18 protein-coding genes are annotated in these 19,482 nt (G+C 71.1%); 14 read left to right on the top strand and 4 right to left on the bottom strand.

The features are described 5' to 3' along the window. The first annotated feature begins 87 nt into the window (after positions 1-87). From ACIBKX_RS15960 to ACIBKX_RS15940, 5 genes are all read left to right on the top strand, one after another. Positions 88-753 (top strand): class I SAM-dependent methyltransferase, encoded by a 666-nt coding sequence (locus tag ACIBKX_RS15960; protein ID WP_363274644.1) that lies wholly within the window; start codon positions 88-90, stop codon positions 751-753. Then, the gene (locus tag ACIBKX_RS15955; protein WP_363274645.1) at positions 750-1,244 is read left to right on the top strand and encodes a DinB family protein; all 495 of its coding nucleotides are present in this window, start codon (positions 750-752) and stop codon (positions 1,242-1,244) included. Before ACIBKX_RS15960 ends, ACIBKX_RS15955 begins: the two co-directional genes overlap by 4 nt. A gap of 116 nt (positions 1,245-1,360) precedes the next feature. Continuing rightward, positions 1,361-1,672: a thiamine pyrophosphate-dependent enzyme gene (locus tag ACIBKX_RS15950; RefSeq protein ID WP_399375795.1), complete on the top strand. Its 312-nt coding sequence runs from the start codon at positions 1,361-1,363 to the stop codon at positions 1,670-1,672. Continuing rightward, complete coding sequence (locus tag ACIBKX_RS15945; protein WP_363274648.1) at positions 1,665-3,095, top strand: gamma-aminobutyraldehyde dehydrogenase; 1,431 nt, start codon at positions 1,665-1,667, stop codon at positions 3,093-3,095. Before ACIBKX_RS15950 ends, ACIBKX_RS15945 begins: the two co-directional genes overlap by 8 nt. Positions 3,096-3,198: 103 nt before the next feature. Then, the gene (locus ACIBKX_RS15940) at positions 3,199-4,476 is read left to right on the top strand and encodes an oxygenase MpaB family protein (protein WP_363274650.1); all 1,278 of its coding nucleotides are present in this window, start codon (positions 3,199-3,201) and stop codon (positions 4,474-4,476) included. Here ACIBKX_RS15940 and ACIBKX_RS15935 read toward each other — a convergent pair. Beyond that, positions 4,470-4,955: a hypothetical protein gene (locus ACIBKX_RS15935; protein WP_363274651.1), complete on the bottom strand. Its 486-nt coding sequence runs from the start codon at positions 4,953-4,955 to the stop codon at positions 4,470-4,472. The two genes, ACIBKX_RS15940 and ACIBKX_RS15935, sit on opposite strands and share 7 nt — an antisense overlap. A 307-nt stretch (positions 4,956-5,262) precedes the next feature. Here ACIBKX_RS15935 and ACIBKX_RS15930 point away from each other — a divergent pair, with 307 nt between their 5' ends. Continuing rightward, positions 5,263-5,976 (top strand): DUF2637 domain-containing protein, encoded by a 714-nt coding sequence (locus ACIBKX_RS15930; RefSeq protein WP_363274652.1) that lies wholly within the window; start codon positions 5,263-5,265, stop codon positions 5,974-5,976. A gap of 30 nt (positions 5,977-6,006) precedes the next feature. Further along, a complete protein-coding gene (locus ACIBKX_RS15925) occupies positions 6,007-6,834 on the top strand; it encodes a sigma factor-like helix-turn-helix DNA-binding protein (protein WP_363274653.1) in 828 nt (275 codons plus the stop codon). Here the strand turns inward: ACIBKX_RS15925 and ACIBKX_RS15920 are convergent. Continuing rightward, on the bottom strand, positions 6,770-7,216 hold the full coding sequence (locus ACIBKX_RS15920; RefSeq protein ID WP_363274654.1) for a TIGR03618 family F420-dependent PPOX class oxidoreductase: 447 nt from the start codon (positions 7,214-7,216) through the stop codon (positions 6,770-6,772). The genes ACIBKX_RS15925 and ACIBKX_RS15920 overlap by 65 nt on opposite strands. A gap of 175 nt (positions 7,217-7,391) precedes the next feature. Between ACIBKX_RS15920 and ACIBKX_RS15915 the strand changes: the two genes are divergently transcribed. Next, entirely contained in the window at positions 7,392-8,672 is a 1,281-nt protein-coding gene (locus ACIBKX_RS15915; protein ID WP_363274655.1) for a lipase, read from the top strand. Positions 8,673-8,681: 9 nt separating this feature from the next. On the opposite strand, the gene ACIBKX_RS15910 is transcribed toward ACIBKX_RS15915, so the two are convergent. Continuing rightward, a complete protein-coding gene (locus ACIBKX_RS15910) occupies positions 8,682-9,959 on the bottom strand; it encodes a DUF3533 domain-containing protein (RefSeq protein ID WP_363274656.1) in 1,278 nt (425 codons plus the stop codon). A gap of 245 nt (positions 9,960-10,204) precedes the next feature. On the opposite strand from ACIBKX_RS15910, the gene ACIBKX_RS15905 reads away from it, so the two are divergent. The 5 genes from ACIBKX_RS15905 to ACIBKX_RS15885 all read left to right on the top strand — a co-directional run bounded on the left by ACIBKX_RS15905 (position 10,205) and on the right by ACIBKX_RS15885 (position 17,364). Beyond that, positions 10,205-12,718 (top strand): ATP-dependent Clp protease ATP-binding subunit, encoded by a 2,514-nt coding sequence (locus ACIBKX_RS15905; protein ID WP_363274657.1) that lies wholly within the window; start codon positions 10,205-10,207, stop codon positions 12,716-12,718. A 50-nt stretch (positions 12,719-12,768) separates the two neighbouring features. Continuing rightward, entirely contained in the window at positions 12,769-13,761 is a 993-nt protein-coding gene (locus ACIBKX_RS15900; RefSeq protein WP_363274746.1) for a Dyp-type peroxidase, read from the top strand. Next, the gene (locus ACIBKX_RS15895) at positions 13,758-14,573 is read left to right on the top strand and encodes a family 1 encapsulin nanocompartment shell protein (RefSeq protein ID WP_363274658.1); all 816 of its coding nucleotides are present in this window, start codon (positions 13,758-13,760) and stop codon (positions 14,571-14,573) included. The genes ACIBKX_RS15900 and ACIBKX_RS15895 overlap by 4 nt, the downstream gene beginning before the upstream one ends. Before the next feature lie 8 nt (positions 14,574-14,581). Then, positions 14,582-15,217, top strand: coding sequence for a DUF1345 domain-containing protein (locus ACIBKX_RS15890; protein WP_363274659.1), 636 nt, complete (start codon positions 14,582-14,584; stop codon positions 15,215-15,217). A 149-nt stretch (positions 15,218-15,366) separates the two neighbouring features. Then, complete coding sequence (locus ACIBKX_RS15885) at positions 15,367-17,364, top strand: collagenase (protein ID WP_399375794.1); 1,998 nt, start codon at positions 15,367-15,369, stop codon at positions 17,362-17,364. A gap of 51 nt (positions 17,365-17,415) precedes the next feature. On the opposite strand, the gene ACIBKX_RS15880 is transcribed toward ACIBKX_RS15885, so the two are convergent. Then, positions 17,416-17,850: a MarR family transcriptional regulator gene (locus tag ACIBKX_RS15880; protein ID WP_363274660.1), complete on the bottom strand. Its 435-nt coding sequence runs from the start codon at positions 17,848-17,850 to the stop codon at positions 17,416-17,418. Between the two features lie 117 nt (positions 17,851-17,967). On the opposite strand from ACIBKX_RS15880, the gene ACIBKX_RS15875 reads away from it, so the two are divergent. Then, positions 17,968-19,455, top strand: coding sequence for an MFS transporter (locus ACIBKX_RS15875; RefSeq protein WP_363274662.1), 1,488 nt, complete (start codon positions 17,968-17,970; stop codon positions 19,453-19,455). Positions 19,456-19,482 lie beyond the last annotated feature (27 nt).

The following is a 19,482-nucleotide window of genomic DNA, read 5'->3' as shown; positions in this document are numbered from 1 at the left end:
GCCACAACGGCAAGTTTCCGTGCCGTTCGCGGCGGCTGGCGCGAGGGTGGGGCCCGTACGGACCGAACGACTTCCTGCGAGGACACCATGAGCACTCAAGATCGAGCCGCCGCAGATCGAGCCTCCGTCTTCTGGGACGAGATCTACGGCCGACGCGCCCCGGAAGCACCGGCGGCGAGGGTGAACCCGCGCCTCGCCGAGATCGCGGGCCCGCTGCCGCCCGGCACCGCGCTGGACCTCGGCTGCGGGCCGGGCGGCGACGCGCTGTGGCTCGCCGGCCGGGGCTGGCGCGCGACCGCCGTCGACATCTCCGCGGAAGCCGTGCGCGCGCTGCAACAGCGGGCCGACCGGATCGGCGCATCCGTCACGGCACGCCGCTTCGACCTCTCCGCGGACTTCCCCACCGGCACCTTCGACCTGATCTCCGCGCAGTACCTGCACACCCCGTTCGCCCTCGACCGCGCGCACGTGCTGCGGACCGCGGCCGCGTCCCTGAACGCGGGCGGCCTGCTCGCCGTCGTCGACCATGGCTCCACCGCGCCCTGGTCCTGGAACCAGGACCCCGACGTCCGCCACCCGACGCCCCGCGAAGTGGCCGAGGAGTTGGCGCTCGACCCCGCCGAGTGGTCCATCGAGCGCGCCGACGCCCCCGAGCGGCAGGCCACCGGCCCCGGCGGCCGCACGGCGACCGTCGTCGACCACGTTCTGGTCATCCGGCGGGCTGCAACGGCAGATCGGGGGGTACGGCGATGAGCGCGGGGCGCAAGCGCGACGCGGGCCCACCGTCCACCGGCCCCGGCGAGAAGGACGTACTCGTCGGCTTCCTCGACTACCTCCGTGCCTCTGTCGCGGCCAAGGCGCGGGGCGTGCCGGAAGCGGAGGCCCGCGCCCCCGGCGTACCGTCGGGGACGAATCTGCTCGGCCTGGTCCGGCACCTCACCCACGTGGAGCGCCACTGGCTGCTCGGCCACGAGGTCACCGACTGGAAGGCCACGTTCCACGCCGCCCCGGACGACACCGCGCAGCACGTCGTCGCCGTGTACCGGGAGACCAACGCGGCGGCGAACGAGAGGATCGCCCTCTGGGACGACCTCACCGAGCCGGGCCCCCGCCCGGCCGGGCACGGCGGCGGTCAAGGCCCGTCCCGCCGTTGGACGTTGACCCATCTCATCGAGGAAACCGCACGGCACGCGGGCCACGCGGACATCCTGCGGGAACTGGCCGACGGCGCGACCGGACGCTGACGCCCGCCCCCCCGCCTCCCTCAGTGGCCGTGCCCCTGCCGGCCGAGGGTCTCCACGGGCGTGGCGCCCGGCCGGGTCCACTGCGGCACTGGCCGGCTGGTCGGGCCCCACATCGCGTGCCCGTCCGCGTCAGAGTGCCAGGACCAGCACGGGGCGAGCCCCAGTACGGCACGATCCGCCGGCACCGGGAGCAGTCCTGTCCCGGCCGGGTCAGCGGCACGGCCCCCGGCAATCCGGACTTCGCCGCGTACGCCCGTGCCTTCGGCGCCCACGGCGAAACCGTCACCGCCACCGAGGAGTTCGAGCCTGCCCTGGAACGGGCCCTGGCCAGCGGCAAGGCCGCCCTGCTTGAGTTGAAGGTGACCGAAGGACGGCTCGCCCCCGGCGTCACCGTCTCTTCCGTGCGCAAGGAGAGCGCCCATGTCTGACCTCACCCTCCACAACATCGTCGACGGCCGCGCCGTCGAGGTCGCGGACCGCATGGAGCTGACCGATCCGGCGACCGAGGAGTTCTACGGCACCGCCCCCCGCTCGTCGGCCGCCGAGGTCGGCGCGGCCGTCACGGCGGCCCGCCGCGCCCTGCCCGCCTGGCGCCGCAGCACCCCGGCGCGCCGACAGGCGGCGCTGCTGCGGCTCGCCGACCTCGTCGTGGCGCACGCCGATCGGCTCCTCGACGCCGAAGTGCGCAGCACGGGCAAGCCGCGCGAGACCACCCGGACCGTCGAAATCCTGCGCGGAGCCGACCAGCTGAGGTTCTTCGCGGGAGCGGCCCGCGTCCTGGACGGCATCGGTGCGGCGGAGTACGCGGAGGGGCACACCTCCTACGTCCGCCGTGAGCCCGTCGGGGTCGTAGCCCAGGTCACGCCCTGGAACTACCCGTTCATGATGGCCGTATGGAAGCTCGGCCCCGCCCTCGCCGCCGGCAACACCGTCGTCCTCAAGCCGTCCGACACGACCCCCTGGTCGACCGTGCTGCTCGGCGAACTCGCCCAGGAGGCCTTCCCGCCGGGCGTCGTGAACATCGTCTGCGGCGACCGTGACACGGGGCGGGCGCTCATCGCCCACCCGGACGTCGACATGGTCGCCATCACCGGCAGCACCCGTGCCGGTTCCGAGGTGATGGCCGAGGCGGCGCGCGACGTCAAGAACGTCCACCTGGAGCTGGGCGGCAAGGCTCCGGCGATCGTCTTCGCGGACGTCGACCCCGCGCGCACAGCCCGCGCCCTCGCCGACGCGGCGTTCTTCAACGCGGGACAGGACTGCACGGCGCTCACCCGCGTCCTGGTCCAACGCGAGGCGCACGACGCCCTGTTGGCGTCACTCGTCGAGGCGGCACGCGACACACGGCCCGGCGCACCCGACGAGGAGGGCGTTTTCCACGGCCCGCTCAACAGCGCGGCGCACACGGCCCGCGTCGCGTCCGTCGTGACGAACCTCCCCGCGCACGCGAGGATCGAGACCGGCGGCGCCCGCCTGGACCGCCCTGGATACTTCTTCCCGCCCACCGTCGTCTCCGGGGTCCGGCAGGACGACGACGTGGTGCAGCGGGAGACCTTCGGCCCGGTCGTCACGGTCCAGCCGTTCGACACGGAGGAGGAGGCGATCGAGCTCGCCAACGGCGTCGACTTCGGCCTCGCCTCCAGCATCTGGACCACCGACCTCGGCCGCTCCATGCGGCTGACCACCGAACTCGACTTCGGCTGCGTATGGCTGAACTGCCATCAGGTGATCCCCGCGGAAACACCGCACGGCGGCTACAAGCAGTCGGGCATGGGCCGCGACCTGAGTCGATACGGGGTCGATGACTACATGCGGGTCAAGCACGTCATGGCGGCGCACACCGCGCCCTGAGGGCGGGGCACGGGGGTGCGGGGCCGGTCCAGGAGGTGCCCCCGAGCTGTCGCGAGAAGCGCCCCCATTGCACGCGAATGAATGTTCGCGTTACAACGAAGAGATGACGCAGCGCAGCGAGGTCCGCGAACTCCGCCGCTTCCCCAGCCGTTTCCGGGAGGCGGAGGAGCGCGGCCACGGCATCGCCCGCAAGATGTTCCTCTTCGCCGACATCGGCAAGGACGTCGACGAGGCCCTGATGGAACGGGTCGGGGCCGCTCTCCTCCAACGCGACGAACCGGGCGCCGAGTTGGCGGCGGCGATGCGCCGGCCGAGCGGCGACCCCGGCCGCGTCACGCACGCCGGGATCGCAGAGGCGCTGCGCGCGGCCCCGGACGTGGCCCCTGAACTGCCGCCTGCGCTCAAGGAGTTGCTCGTCCACTCCACGACCGTCCCCGACTGGGTGGACTGGGACCGGGTCGAACGGGGCGCGGCGGTATTCCGCTCCATGGGCCGCAACGCGGGCGACGTGCTCACCCTGCTCTCGCTGGTCGGCGGCTACCGCTTCGGCGGACCTGCCGACCTGCTGGTCCTGACCGGCGCCCTGTCCGGCGGCGAGGCGCTGCGACGGCTCGGCGAGACACAGAAATGGACCCACGCCGTCACCCGCCCCGGAGGCCTCCGCCCCGGCGCCGAGGGCTGGCGCCTCACGGTCCATGTGCGCATCATGCACGCCCTGGTGAACGCCCGCTTCGCCGACCGCTGGGACACCGACCGCTGGGGCCACCCGATCAACCAGGCCGACCAGGCGGGCACGTTGGGGCTCTTCGACACGACGGTGATCGTCGGCTGCCTGGGGCTCGGCGTGCCCCTCACCCGCCGGCAGCGCGACGACCTCATGCACCTGTGGCGGTACGTCGGCCGGCTCATGGGAGTCTCACCGGACTGGCTGACCGACGTGGAGAACGTCAGGCACCGCTGGAACTACCACATCCTGCTGGCCGCGGCCGACCAGACCGAGGCCGGCCGAGCGCTGGCGAGCCGCACCCTGGACGCGGAGGCGGAACGCGACTTCGGCCACCGCAGTCCCGCCGTCGAACGGCTCCACCAGCGCTACGAACGGGCCCGCAAGTCGAGCATCCTGACGGCCTTCATCGGCGTAACAGGCATGCGCGAACTGGGACTTCGCCCCCGGATCCCCTGGGCCCTGCTCCTCGCGCTGGTCAGCAACACCGTCCACCACCGGATCCTCGCCGCCCTGCCGGGCGGACGGAGGCGGCTCGAGGAGCGGGGTGCGCGGGAGCAGGACAGGGGTCTCGCCTCGATGTTCCCCGACCGTCGCATCGAGGTGGGGCGGCTGCCTTCGGCCTCCTGGAACGAGGCCTCCTGGAAGGCTCAGTAGCAGTTGCGGATCTTCCAGACCGGGTTCCAGTTGTAGGGGTACTTGTGGCCGCCGATGGGGACGGTCTTCAGCTTGTTCCCGGACTGGCCGTAGAACGTGGCGGTGGCCCGGCTACCGGTCTGCTTGTTGTAGTAGGCGCCGTTGCCCTTCCAGTGCGACAGCGAGTACGTGCGGCACTTGTAGAGCTTGTACACCTTCCACTTGTCCTTGCGGCTGTCCCACGCGGCCGCGCAGAAGTTCCCCTTCTTGCAGGTCGTCGCCTGCCCTCGGGGCACGTACACGTACGGAGCGGACGGAGAGACCGTCGGCGAGGCAGCGGCGGCGGCCTCGGCCCCGGCCGGTGCGGTCTTGGGCAGGACGAACCTGGTGTCCGCGCCGCTGTCGCCCTGCGGCCGGGCGTCCGCCGCACCGGCCGAAAGGCCCGCGGTCAGCAGTCCCGCCGCGGCAGCCGCACCGAGGAACCTGTGCTTGGTACGCATGTGCAATTCCCCCTGTTTTCTCTGGTCTGTTGCCGACTGGAACGCTAGGCCGCCCCCGTGCCCGCGAACCATGCGTTTCGGCCGTGCCCGAAAGGCCCACCCCGCGTCCGCCCGGTCGCTCGTGCGGCGACTTGATCACTCCATCGACTGACACCCCCTTTCCGGTCTCGTTCGTTATGCGGACGTGAAAGGGGCTGGAGAAAGGATTCTTCCGCCAACCGGCGACGTACCTGCCGTACGTGGGTTGACCGGTGGCGGAAGCATTTTCGGCCTGTCGGATGATGTTTCAACGAGATCAGGACGATGCATGGACGACTGGTACAGCAACGGGCAGCACTCCTACGGCCCGCGATACGCGCGCAGTCCGGAGCCCGGCACGGTCGACCCGTACGGCGGTGTCCCCATCCCCGCCCAGCAGACCTGGGGTGCAGGCGGCCCGGACACCACGCTGACCCGCCGGGACCTGGAGGAGGAGCTGGCCGAGATGCTGGCCGCGGCATCGGGCCCCGAGCCGTCCGCCGGACCCGCGCAGGAACCGCCGTCACGCGTCGACCGCAGGCGTACGCGGCGCAAGCCGCCGTTCCTCGTGGCCGCCCGGCGGATCAGCCAGGTGACGGTCCTGTTCGCCGCGATCGCGGTGTGCGCGGCCTGCCTGCTGGCCTGGTCCATCACGTACACCTATGGCCAGCTCCGTACGATCGCCGAGTACATCCTGCCGACGGAGCTGGCCCAGTGGTGGCCGCTGACCGTGTACGGACCGTGGTTCGTGGCGGCGCTCTCGATTCTGCGGGCGACCGTCCAGCACCAGCCCGCGCGACGCTCCTGGGGCGTCCTCCTGGTGACGTCCGCCATGGCGGTGGCCCTGTGCGTCAGTCACTCGTCGCATTCGGCGCTGGCTTTCGTGACCCTCGGCGTTCCGCCGATCACCGCGCTGGTGTGCTTCTGGGAACTCGTCGGCCAGGTCGCCTCCAAGCACCGCTCCCGCCGGGGCTCGCATGCGCAGCAGCGTTCCAGGGCTTAGGGACAGGACTTAGGGAGAAAGGTTTCTGCCATGCTGCACCGCACCCCCTCCGGTCCACCGCTCGACACCTCCGGGACGACGACTGGGGCGAGGCCGGCCGCGCCGGTGACCTTCGACGCGCTGTACGTCTCCGCGGCCCCCGCCCTGGTCCAACAGGCCTATGTGCTCACCGGCTGCCGCCGCCTCGCCTTCGAGTCCGCGGAGCAGGCCTTCCACCGGGCCTGGGAACGCTGGCCCGAGGTGGCACGCGATCCCGACCCGGCGGGCTGGGTGAGGGCACAGGCCCACGAGTACGCGCTCTCGCCCTGGCACCGGTTCAGACACGTCCCGACCCGTCCCCGCCCGCTGCCCGCCGACACCTTCCACCGTGTGCTCCTGGAGCTTCCGCCGTGGCAGCGGCGAGCGGTGCTGCTGTGTGACGGTCTCGGCCTGAGCGTGACCGAGGCCGCCACCGAGACGGAGGCCACCACCGCCGCCACGGACAGCAGACTGCGCCACGCCCGCGAGGTCCTGACCCTGCTTCAGCCGGACGCGCCCCACGACACGTTGAAGACGCGGATCAAGAGCGCGTCGGCCGCGACGATCGCCCAGCCCTGGTCGGTCCGCGCGTCCGCCGAACGGCGCGCCCGCGTCTGTACGCGCGTGGTGTTCGCGGCGACGGCGACCCTCATCGGCCTCGTCACCGTCACCATCGCCACCACCCCGGCCCGCGCCGAACCCGCCGACAGCCATGGCCCCCGACACCAATCCGCGCTCACAGAGCCGCAGTTCACCCTCCTTGCAGAACGGCGGTTCAGCCGGCCGGAGTCGGCCCGCCCGGACGGAAGCGCTCCACCCCGACGATGTGCCGCACCTTGAGCGGGCGCACGACCACCGCGACCCGCTGCTCACCCGGCATGATCCACTCGAACCGCTCGCTGCCCAGGTACTTGCGGGCCAGCTGGTCCATGCGGTCGTGCGCCTCCTGGCCCTCGATGAAGCGGGCCACCTCGCCGCTGATCTGCACCCGGTCAAAGGGGTTGGTCGCGTCCGCGTGGGAGAGATAGACGCGCGGGTCATGGCGCAGGTTCTCCTCCTTCACCCGCCCGACCGAGGTGTTGAACATCAGCTCCCCGTCACCCTCCAGGTCCACCCACATCGGGCTGACCTGCGGCGCTCCGTCGGTGAACACGGTGCCGACGTACCAGATGTTGGGGGCCTGCAGCCGGGCACGGACGACATCATCGAAGATCGCAGTCATGTCGGCGAGGCTATCAACCAAGATCACGACGCCGATCGGGGGTGTGCCCCGGGCCTCGGCCCGGGGGCCTACCCCTCCCTCAGGTCCGGGGGTGTGCCCCAGTGCGGCCGGTGTCCCTCCCGCTCCAGGCTGAACTCACACCACATCAGCCGGACTTGAGGGAGAAGAAGGCGCCATGCCAACCGCTGCAACCCCGCACCGCCACCGCCACGGCCGCCGCCGAGTCACCACCGCCACCGCAGTGGCCGTCGCGCTTCTTGCCGGGGCGGGCGCAGCCGTCGCCGGTGCCGAGACGCGGACGCCCGCCGCGCCCGCGTCCAAGGACACCGCCGAGCGCGGCACCCTGCTCTCCGCCGAGTTGCTCTACACCCTCGGGTCGCGCAAGGAGTCCGCGGCCGAACTCACCGCCGCCGGATATGACGCCTCCGCGGCTCGCCATGGCGTGGACGCGTACCGCCTCGTCTACCGCACCGTCGACACAAAGGGCCGCCCCATCACCGCCAGCGGCCTGTTCACCGTCCCGCTCGGGGTCGAAGGGAGCCTGCGCACCGTCTCGTTCGCCCACGGCACCGGAGTGCACCGCATCGACGCGCCCTCGATGCAGCGGAAGGCGTTCCTGACCGGCCCCTCCGTCACATACGCGTCCGCGGGCTTCGCCACCGTCGCACCGGACTACCTCGGCATGGGCACGGGCCCGGGCAAGCACCCCTGGATGGACGTCCCCTCCGAGACCACGGCCTCCCTCGACCTGCTCCGCGCCGCCCGCCGGTTCGCCCCGCGCACCGAACGCACCCTGGACCGCGATGTCCTGGTCACCGGATTCTCCCAGGGCGCGTCGGCCGCGCTCGGGCTCGGCAGGGCCCTCCAGGCGGGCGAGGACCGTCACTTCAGGCTCGGCGCGCTCGCCCCGATCAGCGGGGCGTACGACTTCGGGGGCGCGGAGATCCCGGCGCTGCTCGCGGCCGACGGAGAGCTGGACCCGAAGTCGAGCATGGCATACGCCGCGTACACCCTGGTCGCCTTCGACCGCGTCCACGACGTGTACGACGACCCGTCCGAGGTGTTCCGCGACCCCGCGGTGGAGGACCTGTTCGACGGCGTGCACACCGGCCCGCAGATGATCGCCGCGCTGCCCCGCACACTGGACGAACTCCTGACCCCGCACGGCCGCGACCTGCTGACCCACCCGAAGGGCGGCCTCGCGGCCGGACTTCGGGCGACCGACGGCGTATGCAAGGGCTGGAAGCCGAAGATCCCGGTCCGGCTCTACATGGCGCGGGGAGACGAGCAGGCGACGGTCCGGAACACGGCCAACTGCGCCGCGGCCTTCCGGAAGAGCGGGACTGAGGTGCCGGTGGTCGACCTCGGCGCCGTCGACCACCAGAAGTCCCGGCACCTCGGCTCGAACGTGCGGGCCACGGCGGAGCTGGTGGACTGGTTCAGCACGCTCCGGTGACCCGTTCCCTCAAGCCGGCTGCGGCGTGAGGCGGCGCAGGCCCCTTCGGTCGTAGTAGTGGGTCATCGCCAGGCCGAACGCCACCGCCAGTGCCGCACCGACCGCGATCATGATCCAGGCGCGGGTCAGGCCCGCGTCGGCGCGGGCGTCGAAGTAGAGGATGGAGCGAACGCCCGAGCTGAGCTGGTGCATCGGCTCGAACGTGCTGAGGAAGCGGTAGAAGCCGGGCGTCGCCTCCAGCGGGACGGTGGCACCCGACGAGGGCAGGGCAAGGGCGATGAAGACGAACATGGAGACGAGCTGGCCGATGCCGCCGAACGCGGCGTTGATGGCCTGCACGCCCAGGCCGACGGCGACCGTCGCGCAGTAGGAGAAGATCCACAGGAGCGGCAGATGGCTCGCGTCCATGCCCAGGATGCCCACCGTCGCCACCATGACGAGCGACGTGGTCACCACCGAGATGCCCGCAGTCATCAGCATCTTCAGTACGAGCGTCTGCGTGCGGCTGATGGGCAGCGTCGGCCTGCGGGTGTGCCACGGGCCGATCTCGCTGTCGGCATAGCCGAGCGCGGTGTCGACGCCGCTGTGCAGGAGGTTGCCGCCGATGAAGCCGCCGAGGACGAGCAGCAGCGTGTAGTAGAAGGCGGTGAGTCCCAGGCCGCTGTGTCGGCCGATCGGGTGGCCCACACCGGTCGTGACGGCCACCGGGTCGGTCAGCAGAAGGCGGGTCGTCGAGGCGTTCGCCGTACCGGAGAGCTGCTCGCCGATCTTCTGCGAGGCCTGGTGCGCCGCCTTCTGGCTGATCTGCGAGGCGAGGGAGGAGCCCAGGCTTCCGACACCGGGATTGGTGAGGACGGTGAGCGTCGGCCGGACCTTCGCCCGATCGGTGGTCAGGGCGGCCACGGACGCGGTGAAGTCCTTCGGGACGACCAGCGCGCCGTACACCTTGCCCGCGGCCAGCTCGTCCTGGGCCGCCGCCCGGTCGAGCCTGTGCCAGGTGACGGAGTCCTGCGCGGCGTCCGACGCGGCGATCGAGTCGGTGATCTGCCGGCCCAGGTTCTCGCGCTGCCCGGGCAGCGGGCGGCCCTGGTCCTCGTCGACGAGGGCGATGGGCAGCCGGTGCAGGCTGTCGCTCGGGTTGAGGATGCCGCCCATGTACAGGAGCGAGAGGAGCAGGGCGACCAGCGAGCTGAGTACGGTCGGTACGAGCCACAGCTTGCCGTGGCGCACAAGGGCGCCGGCCCTGGCCTGCGGACCGGGCGGGTGCGGGGGGATCTCGGAGGTCATGGGGCTCCGTGAACGGGGGAGGAGTGTGGAGGCGGAAGCGCGGACCGGTGTGACTGACTTGATCGTCGGTGCACAGCCCCGGCCGCGCGACCGCTGCGGCATCGCGCCCGCTCCGTTTGCGGGGGCGCGGGCCTCGCGTTTGAGTGGTGAGGACCCCACATGCGGCGCCCGCCGACGGCACCCGCTCACGGCACCCGCCCGTGGCCCACCCATGGCGCCCACCCTTGGCCCCCTCAGGAGCTGGCATGTCGATGGCGTTCGGTTCACCTTTCGGTTCCTCCGACCCGTTCAGCGACATGTTGAACCGGTTCTTCGGCATGTCACCGGCCTCGTCGCCCCCGGCGGTGCAGCGCGTGCCCATCGGGCGGCTGCTGACCGAGGCCTCACACGAACTCCTCAGCACCGCCGCCCAGCGGGCGGTCGAGGACGGTACGTCCGACCTCGACACGGAGCACCTGCTGTGGGCGGCCACCCAGGTCGACCCCACGCGCAGGCTGCTCGCCCAGGCGGGTGTGGACCCGGAGGCGCTCGCCGCGCAGATCGGGAAGGTGCTGCCCCGGGAGAGCGGTGAGCCGTCCTCGGAGCCCGGCCTGACACCGGCCGCGAAGCGGACCCTGGCCGCCGCGTACGCGGGTTCGCAGGCGGCGGGCGTGTCCTACATCGGCCCCGAGCACATCCTCGGCGCGCTCCTGGAGGACGCCGACTCGGGGGCCACCCGGTTCCTGCGGGCGGAGGACCAGGACGTACAGAAGCTGCGCGGCCTCACCGACCAGGCGGGACGCCCCGAGGGTGCCGCCGCCGTGGGGAAGCCGCCCGCCACGACCCTGGACGAGTTCGGCAGGGACCTGACGGAGGAGGCGAAGGCGGGCAAGCTCGACCCGGTGGTCGGGCGGGCCGAGCAGATCGAGCAGACCGTCGAGATCCTCTCGCGCAGGTCCAAGAACAACCCGGTGCTCATCGGCGAGCCCGGCGTCGGCAAGACCGCCATCGTGGAGGGCCTGGCCCAGCGCATCGTGGCGGGCGAGGTCCCGGAGACGCTGAAGAACAAGCGGGTCGTGTCGCTCGACCTGTCCAGCATGGTCGCGGGGGCGCAGTACCGCGGGCAGTTCGAGGAGCGACTGAAGAAGGTCATCGAGGACGTCCAGGCGGCCGGCGGCGAGATCATCCTGTTCATCGACGAGCTGCACACGGTCGTCGGCGCGGGCGCCACCGGCGAGGGCTCGATGGACGCGGGCAACATGCTCAAGCCGGCCCTCGCCCGTGGCGAGCTGCACGTGGTCGGCGCGACGACGATCGACGAGTACCGCAAGCACGTCGAGAAGGACGCGGCCCTGGAGCGGCGCTTCCAGCCCGTCCTGGTCCCGGAGCCCACGGTCGAGGAGACGGTGCAGATCCTGGAGGGGCTGCGGGACCCGTACGAGGCCCACCACCAGGTCCGGTTCGCCGACGGCGCGCTCGCCGCGGCGGCGGAGCTCTCGGACCGCTACATCAGCGACCGGTTCCTGCCCGACAAGGCCATCGACCTGATGGACACCGCGGGCGCGCGGGTACGGCTGCGCAGCGCGGGCCGCTCCACCGAGGTGATCAGCCGCGAGGACCGCCTCGCGAAGCTGCGGCGCGAGAAGGACCAGGCCGTCGCGGGCGAGGAGTTCGAGAAGGCCTCGGAGCTGAAGCGGCAGATCGCCGAGGCGGAGGGCGAGCTGGCGGGGATCGAGGAGCGGCGCGAGGGCGTCGTCTCGGTCACGGCCTCCGACATCGCCGACATCGTCTCGCGCCGCACGGGCATCCCGGTCTCCCAGCTCACCGCCAGCGAGAAGGAGAAGCTCCTCAAGCTGGAGGAGGAGATGCACTCCAGGATCGTCGGCCAGGACGAGGCGGTCACGGCCGTGTCCGAGGCGGTACGCCGCAACCGCGCGGGCATGGGCGACCCGGACCGTCCCGTCGGCTCGTTCCTCTTCCTCGGCCCCACCGGGGTCGGCAAGACCGAACTGGCCAAGACGCTCGCCGAGTTGCTGTTCGGCGACGACGACCGCATGATCCGGTTCGACATGAGCGAGTTCCAGGAGAAGCACATGGTCGCCCGGCTCGTCGGCGCCCCTCCCGGATACGTCGGCTATGAGGAGGCGGGGCAGCTCACCGAGAAGGTCCGCCGCCAGCCCTACAGCGTGGTCCTGTTCGACGAGGTGGAGAAGGCGCACTCCGACATCTTCAACACGCTGCTGCAGATCCTCGACGACGGACGCCTGACGGACGGTCAGGGCCGCACGGTCGACTTCCGGCACTGCGTCGTCATCATGACGTCCAACATCGGCGCCCACCGCATCCTCGCCCACGAGGGCGACGCCGCCGAACTCAAGGACGAGCTGATGGAGGATCTGCGGGCACGCTTCCTGCCCGAGTTCCTCAACCGCATCGACGACATCATCGTCTTCCACAGCCTCACCGAGGACGACCTGTCGAAGATCCTCGACCATCTCCTGGACCGCAGCAAGCACCGCGTCCACGGCCAGGGCATGACGCTGGAGGTCACCGAGGCGGCGAAGAAGCTCCTGGTCGCGCACGGCTACCAGCCGGAGTTCGGCGCCCGCCCACTGCGCCGCACCATCCAGACGGAACTCGACAACCGCGTCGCCTCCCTGCTGCTCGGCGGCGAGGCGTCGCCCGGCGACACCATCGTCGCCGACGTCCAGAACGACACGCTCCACTGCACCGTGCGCAAGGGCGAGCCCGAAGCCGCCGACGACGGTGACGCCGCCTAGGGACCGATCCGCGGGCCAACCGCCCATCCCTCACCTACCTCGGGAGCCGCCTGGTGGTATCGCAGCCCGTCGTCACCCCGCCCTCCCGGGCGGCGGTCTTCCTGGTCCTCACCGTCACCCCCGGCGGCGAGAGCGCCGTACGCGAAGGACTCCAGGATCTGGCGGGGCTCACCCGCTCGGTGGCGTTCCGTGCCCCCGACGACCGGCTCAGCTGCGTCGTCGGCATCGGCTCCGACGGCTGGGACCGCATGGTCGGCGGGCCGCGACCGCGCGAGCTGCATCCGTTCAAGCCGCTGCGGGGCCCGCGCCACCGGGCCCCGGCCACACCGGGCGACCTGCTCTTCCACCTGCGCGCCCGGCGCATGGACCTCTGCTTCGAGCTGGCCAGGCTGATCGTCGAACACCTCGGCGCCGCCGTGACGGTGGTCGACGAGGTGCACGGCTTCAAGTACTTCGACGAGCGCGACCTGCTCGGCTTCGTCGACGGCAGCGAGAACCCGGAGGGCCCGGAGGCCGGCGACGCCGTGTACATCGGCGACGACGACCCCGCCTTCCGCGGCGGCAGCTATGTCGTCGTACAGAAGTACGTGCACGACATGGCGGCCTGGTCGTCGCTCACCGTCGAGCAGCAGGAAGCCGTCATCGGGCGTACCAAGAGCGCCAACGTCGAGCTGCCCGACGACGTCAAGCCCGCGGACTCGCACGTCGCGCTCAACACGATCGTCGACGACGCCGGCGTCGAGCAGAAGATCGTGCGCGAGAACATGCCGTTCGGGCAGATCGGCCGCGGCGAGTTCGGCACCTACTTCATCGGCTACGCGCGCACGCCCGCCGTCACCGAGCAGATGCTGCGCCATATGTTCATCGGCGAGCCGCCCGGCACCACCGACCGCATCCTCGACTTCTCCACGGCCGTCACGGGCGGCCTCTTCTTCGTGCCGAGCGCCGATCTGCTCGACGACCTCCCCGCCCCGTCCGCCGACGTCTCCCACGCGGGGGACTCGCTGGGCATCGGCGGCCTGAAAGGAGCCCGACGGTCATGACGAGCACCGCCGACACCAACAATCTGCACCGCGAACTCGCCCCCATCACCCCCGCGGCCTGGGCCGAGATCGAGGAAGAGGCCCGCCGCACCTTCCGCCGCCATGTCGCGGGCCGCCGCGTCGTCGACGTCCCGGACCCCGAGGGACCCGGCCTCGCGGCCGTCGGCACCGGGCATCTCGCCGAGATCGCACCGCCCGCCCCCGGTGTCGCCGCCCGGCTGCGCGAGGCGAGGCCGGTCGTCGAACTGCGGGTGCCGTTCACCGTCGAGCGGTCCGCCGTGGACGACGTCGAGCGCGGCTCGAAGGACTCCGACTGGCAGCCCGTCAAGGACGCGGCACGCGCCATGGCGTACGTCGAGGACCGGACGGTCTTCGACGGGTACGCGGCGGCCGGAGTCGAGGGACTGCGCACCCGCTCGTCCAACCCGGTGGTCACCCTGCCCGTCGAACCGAGCGACTACCCCGACGCGGTGAGCCGGGCCCTGACGGCACTGCGCCTGGCCGGAGTCGACGGGCCGTACGCACTGCTGCTCGGCGCCGACGAGTACCGCGCGGTGAGCGAGACCTCCGACCACGGCTATCCGATCGCGGCCCATCTGGCACGGATGCTGGACGGCGCCCCGATCTGGGCCCCGGCGCTCAGCGGCGGCTTCGTGCTCTCCACCCGCGGCGGCGACTTCGAGCTGCGTCTCGGACAGGACGTGGCGATCGGCTACACGCGGCACGACGCGCACGGCATCGAGCTGTACTTCCACGAGACGCTGACGTTCCTGGCCTACACGGACGAGGCCGTCGTCGTCCTGGACGCCTGAGAGCCGCCATGAAGCACTGGTCGGAGCTGTCCGCCGTTCCCCGTCTCGCCGCCGCCGCGTTCGTGGGGGCGGCGATCGGGGCGCTCGTCGCCGTACTGGCCGACGTGCCCCTCGGCGTGCTCGCCGGCATCGCCGCGACGGAGACGCTCTTCGTCGCGGAGGGGTGGATCGCCCTGTGGCCCATGGACGCCGCCACGACCCACCGCAACGTCCGGCGCGAGGAGTTCCGGCCGTTCGTCGAGGAACTCGTCGTCGTCGCGACCGCGTCGTGCGGCCTGGTCGCCATCGTGGTGCTGCTCCTGGCCGGCGACTCGGAGCTGATCCACGCCTCGGCGGCGACGGCGCTGTGCGGTGTCTTCATGGCCTGGGCCGCGCTCCACCTGATGTACGCGACCCGTTACGCGTACCTGTACTGCCTGAGCCCCGGGGGCGGGATCGACTTCAACTCCGAAGACCCGCCGAAATACAGCGACTTCCTCTACTTCAGCTACAACCTCGGCATGACCTATCAGGTCTCCGACACCAATGTCTCCAGCGCCACGATCCGCGCGGTCGCCCTGCGGCACTGCCTGCTGTCCTACGTCTTCGGCGCCAGCATCCTGGCCACGACGATCAATCTCGTCACCGGGATCGTCACGGGCTGAACCCCGCCGCCCTCCTTCTCCCCGCAGAAGTCGATCGCTCCCCAAGGCTTCCAGCGGAATGTGATGTGTGAAATTGTACTGCCGATCGCGCGGGCGTGCTCACGTCAAACCGCCCGCGACAGGCAGTCAATCCCCCACAGGAGACCGCAATGAGGCGGAACGCACGAAGAACCTCCTTACGCGCACACATCATCAGGGCGGCAGGCGCGGGCGCCCTGACCCTCGCACTCGCCGCGGGCACGGCCCAGGCGGTACCCGATGCGCCGCGATCGCAACAGGCATCGCAGGGGCATCAGGCGCAACAGAGACAGCAGTCCGTCCCCGCCGACGACGGAACCGGCCCGCAACCCGCCGTCGCCGCGGCAGAGGCCGAGCATGTGCGGGCCGAGCGCCTCGCCGTCGAGGACCGGGCACCGCTGCCCGCCGCCCAGGACGCGCTGCGGCAGGACTACGACACCCCGACGACCGCTCCCGCGCACAAGCGGCCCTCGATGGTGGCGGCGGCGAAGGAGGGCATGGCCGAGGAGGCGTGCTCGCCGGGCGACTTCGCGCAGACCGGCGACGCGCTGATACGGCAGATCACCTCGTCCACCACCGACTGCGTCAACACCCTCTTCGCCCTCACCGGCGGGGACGCGCGCGGCGCGTTCCGCGAGGAGCAGATGGTCACCGTCGCGAACGCGCTGCGCGACGGCTCCGCCGCCTACCCCGGCGACGGCAGCACCGGAATGCCGCAGCTCGTGCTCTTCCTGCGGGCCGGCTACTACGTGCACTGGTACCACGGGCCGGACGTGGGCGAGTACGGGCCCGCGCTCAAGTCCGCGATCCGGGGCGGCCTGGACGCGTTCTTCGCCTCGTCGCACTCGAACGACGTGACGGACGCCAACGGCGAGACCCTCGCGGAGGCGATCACGCTCATCGACAGCGCGGAGGAGAACGCCCGCTATCTCGGCGTCGTCAAGCGCATGCTGAACGGCTACGACAGCTCGTACGACGACAAGTGGTGGATGCTCAACGCCGTCAACAACGTCTACACGGTGCTCTGGCGCGGCCATCAGATGCCGGACTTCGTCCAGGCCGTGCAGGCGGACCCGAGCGTCCTCGACACGCTGCACACGTTCGCCAGGAACCATCTCGACCTGCTCGGCGGCGAGCGCTCCTACCTCACCTCCAACGCGGGCCGCGAGATGGGCCGTTTCGTGCAGCACGCCGCGCTGCGGGACAAGGTGCGCCCGCTGATGAAGGACCTGCTCGGCGTGAGCGAGATGACCGGCAGGACGGCCCGGCTGTGGGTCGGCGTGGCCGAGATGGCCGACGGATACGACAAGGCGAACTGCTCGTACTACGGCGTCTGCGACCTCCGACAGCGCCTGAAGGAAGCGGTCCTGACGGACCGCGACGCGTGCAGCGGCAGCATCTCGGTCGCCGCCCAGGACATGGACGCGGGCAACTTCTCCGCCGCCTGCCAGAGCCTGAACGGCCAGGACGCCTACTTCCACCAGGTGGCCAAGGACAACGGTCCGGTGCAGGACGACAAGAACACGAAGATCGAGGTCGTGGTCTTCGACTCCAGCGCGGACTACCAGACGTACGCCGGAGTGATCTACGGGATCGACACCAACAACGGCGGCATGTACCTGGAGGGCGACCCGTCGGCGGACGGCAACCTTCCGCGCTTCATCGCCTACGAGGCGGACTGGCTGCGGCCCGACTTCCAGATCTGGAACCTCAACCACGAGTACACGCACTACCTCGACGGCCGCTTCAACATGTACGGCGACTTCGAGGCGGGCATCTCCACCCCGACCGTCTGGTGGATCGAGGGGTTCGCCGAGTACGTCTCCTACTCGTACCGCGAGCTGTCCTACGACGAGGCGATCAAGGAGGCGGGCAAGAAGACCTATCCGCTGAGCCAGCTGTTCGACACGACGTACCAGAACACGAACACCACCCGGACCTATCGCTGGGGCTATCTGGCCGTGCGCTACATGCTGGAGAAGCACCCGGACGACGTGGCCACCGTGCTCGGCTCCTACCGCACGGGCGACTGGAACGCCGCCCGTGACCATCTGACACGGAACATCGGCTCGCGCTACGACCAGGACTGGTACGCCTGGCTCGACGCCTGCGCCGCCGGTTCCTGCTGACCGTCCGCGCCATGCCGTGGCCCCGGCCATTCGGTCGGGGGCACGGTGCGTCTAAGCCGAGGGCTTGGTGAGGAAGACCCGCTCCAGGAGTGCCGCGAGCGCGGCCCGCTCCTCGTCGTCGAGCCGGTCCAGGCCCTCCTGCGTGTCGCGCATCCGTGCGCGGATCGCGTCGGCTACGCGCTCGCCCTCGGCCGTGAGGACGACGTTCTTGACCCGCCGGTCGGAGGGGCTGGGCTCGCGGCGCACCAGGTCGCGCTTCTCGAGACGGTCGACGATCCCGGTCATGTTCGAGGCGTCGCACGTCAGCGTGTCCGCGAGCGACCGCATCGCCGCGGGGCCCCGGCGCAGCACGGTCAGCGCCTTGCCCTGGCTCGCCGTGAGGTTCTCGCTCGCCGCCGCGAGCGTGAAGTCGCCGTAGTAGGCGCCGAGCGACTTCGAGAGCAGCTCCATGAGCTGGTCCGTGCCGACGCGGGGGGGTGCTGTCATGAGAGTCACTTTACCTCGTGAAAGTTGACTATCTCAAATATCAGTGTTTACCGTCTCCTCATTGCTTGAAGTTCTCAAGCATCAAGGTTGTCAAGTATGTGATGAGAGAGAAACGCCGTGTCCCACGTACATCGCGCCGCGCCCGAACGGGCCTCTGGGCAGACCCTGCTCGTCCTGGCGCTCGGCCTCGCCGCCATGGTCGTCTCGATGATGCAGACCCTGGTCGTCCCGGTCCTGAGCATCATCCAGGCGGACCTGAACGCGACCACCGCGAACGTCAGCTGGGTCACCACGGCCGCGCTCCTGTCCGCCGCCGTCTTCACCCCGCTGCTCGGCCGCTTCGGCGACCAGCACGGCAAGAAGCCCACCCTTGTCGGCGTCCTCCTGGTGATGATCGCGGGCTCGGTGCTCGCCGCCACCACCACCTCGCTGACCTGGCTGATCGTCGGACGCGTGATGCAGGGAGCCGCCACCGCGATCTTCCCGCTCGCCCTCTCCGTACTCCGTGAAGAGATCAGGCCCGCCAAGCTGCCGGGCGCGATGGCCCTGGTCAGCGGCACGCTCGCGTTCGGCAGCGGACTCGCGCTCGTCGGCGCCGGACTCCTCACCCAGGGCTCCGAACCCGACTACCACCGGGTGTTCTGGCTCGCCGTCGCGCTCGCCGTGGTGGCCCTGGCCGGTGTGCTGTTCGTGGTGCCCGCGTCCCGCGCGAAGACCGGCGGACGCACCGACTGGCTGGGCGCGCTCACCCTCGCGACGCTGCTCGTCCTGCTGCTCCTGCCCATCTCACAGGGCCACGAGTGGGGCTGGACGTCCGGCCGCACGATCGGCGCCTTCGCCGGCGCGGTCGTCATGGCGGCGGTGTGGGTCGCGGTCGAGCGCCGGGTCAGGGAACCGATGGTGGACATGGCGATGTTCGTCCACCGGCCCGTCCTCTTCACCAACCTGGCCGGACTGCTGCTCGGCTTCGCGATGTTCGCGCAGTTCATCGGCGTCTCCTACCTCGTGCAGATGCCCGAGAGCCTCGCGGGCTACGGATTCGGCGCCTCGGTGCTCGCCGCGGCCGTCGTGTACCTGCTGCCCACCACCCTCGTCTCGCTCGTCGGCGCCCAGATCGGCGGCGTGCTCGTCCGCCGGATCGGCGCGCGCCTCACGCTGGCCGCCGGTGCCGTCTTCGGCGTGATCGGCTTCGGCTGGCTGACCGCCGCGCACGGCACCAGTGCCTCGGTGATCGGCGCGGGCATGGTGATCGGCCTCGCGATCAGCTTCGGCTACGCCTCCATGCCGGCGCTCATCGTCGCGGGCGTCCCGGCCCACCAGACGGGCATCGCCAACGGCATCAACTCCATCTCCCGGTCGGTCGGCAGCGCCGTCGCGAGCGCGATGATCACCTCGCTCCTCGCGTCGAAGACCATCGCCCTGCCGGACGGGATGCCGGCGCTGCCCCAGGAGAGCCAGTTCACGCTGAGCTTCGCCATCGCCGGAGCGGCCTTCGCGCTGGTCGTGGTCGTCGCACTCCTCGGGCTCAAGGCGGCGCACGCGCCTCGCGCATCCGAGGTGAGCACCCGGGTCGCGGAGCCCGAACCGGCCGCCGAACTCGTGTGACACGGCGCGGTCCCCGCACGGTGTTCA

It is taken from the genome of Streptomyces sp. NPDC050658 (genome assembly GCF_044457025.1).
Classification (GTDB): Bacteria; Actinomycetota; Actinomycetes; order Streptomycetales; family Streptomycetaceae; genus Streptomyces.
This window is presented reverse-complemented; position numbering and strand designations above follow the sequence as displayed.

Excerpts from the sequence above, each read along its gene's own strand:
- ACIBKX_RS15960 (WP_363274644.1), top strand. The coding sequence starts at position 88 with ATGAGCACTCAAGATCGAGCCGCCGCAGATCGAGCCTCCGTCTTCTGG.
- ACIBKX_RS15955 (WP_363274645.1), top strand. The coding sequence starts at position 750 with ATGAGCGCGGGGCGCAAGCGCGACGCGGGCCCACCGTCCACCGGCCCC.
- ACIBKX_RS15945 (WP_363274648.1), top strand. The coding sequence starts at position 1,665 with ATGTCTGACCTCACCCTCCACAACATCGTCGACGGCCGCGCCGTCGAG.
- ACIBKX_RS15940 (WP_363274650.1), top strand. The coding sequence starts at position 3,199 with ATGACGCAGCGCAGCGAGGTCCGCGAACTCCGCCGCTTCCCCAGCCGT.
- ACIBKX_RS15935 (WP_363274651.1), bottom strand. The coding sequence starts at position 4,955 with ATGCGTACCAAGCACAGGTTCCTCGGTGCGGCTGCCGCGGCGGGACTG.
- ACIBKX_RS15930 (WP_363274652.1), top strand. The coding sequence starts at position 5,263 with ATGGACGACTGGTACAGCAACGGGCAGCACTCCTACGGCCCGCGATAC.
- ACIBKX_RS15925 (WP_363274653.1), top strand. The coding sequence starts at position 6,007 with ATGCTGCACCGCACCCCCTCCGGTCCACCGCTCGACACCTCCGGGACG.
- ACIBKX_RS15920 (WP_363274654.1), bottom strand. The coding sequence starts at position 7,216 with ATGACTGCGATCTTCGATGATGTCGTCCGTGCCCGGCTGCAGGCCCCC.
- ACIBKX_RS15915 (WP_363274655.1), top strand. The coding sequence starts at position 7,392 with ATGCCAACCGCTGCAACCCCGCACCGCCACCGCCACGGCCGCCGCCGA.
- ACIBKX_RS15910 (WP_363274656.1), bottom strand. The coding sequence starts at position 9,959 with ATGACCTCCGAGATCCCCCCGCACCCGCCCGGTCCGCAGGCCAGGGCC.
- ACIBKX_RS15905 (WP_363274657.1), top strand. The coding sequence starts at position 10,205 with ATGTCGATGGCGTTCGGTTCACCTTTCGGTTCCTCCGACCCGTTCAGC.
- ACIBKX_RS15895 (WP_363274658.1), top strand. The coding sequence starts at position 13,758 with ATGACGAGCACCGCCGACACCAACAATCTGCACCGCGAACTCGCCCCC.
- ACIBKX_RS15890 (WP_363274659.1), top strand. The coding sequence starts at position 14,582 with ATGAAGCACTGGTCGGAGCTGTCCGCCGTTCCCCGTCTCGCCGCCGCC.
- ACIBKX_RS15885 (WP_399375794.1), top strand. The coding sequence starts at position 15,367 with ATGAGGCGGAACGCACGAAGAACCTCCTTACGCGCACACATCATCAGG.
- ACIBKX_RS15880 (WP_363274660.1), bottom strand. The coding sequence starts at position 17,850 with ATGACAGCACCCCCCCGCGTCGGCACGGACCAGCTCATGGAGCTGCTC.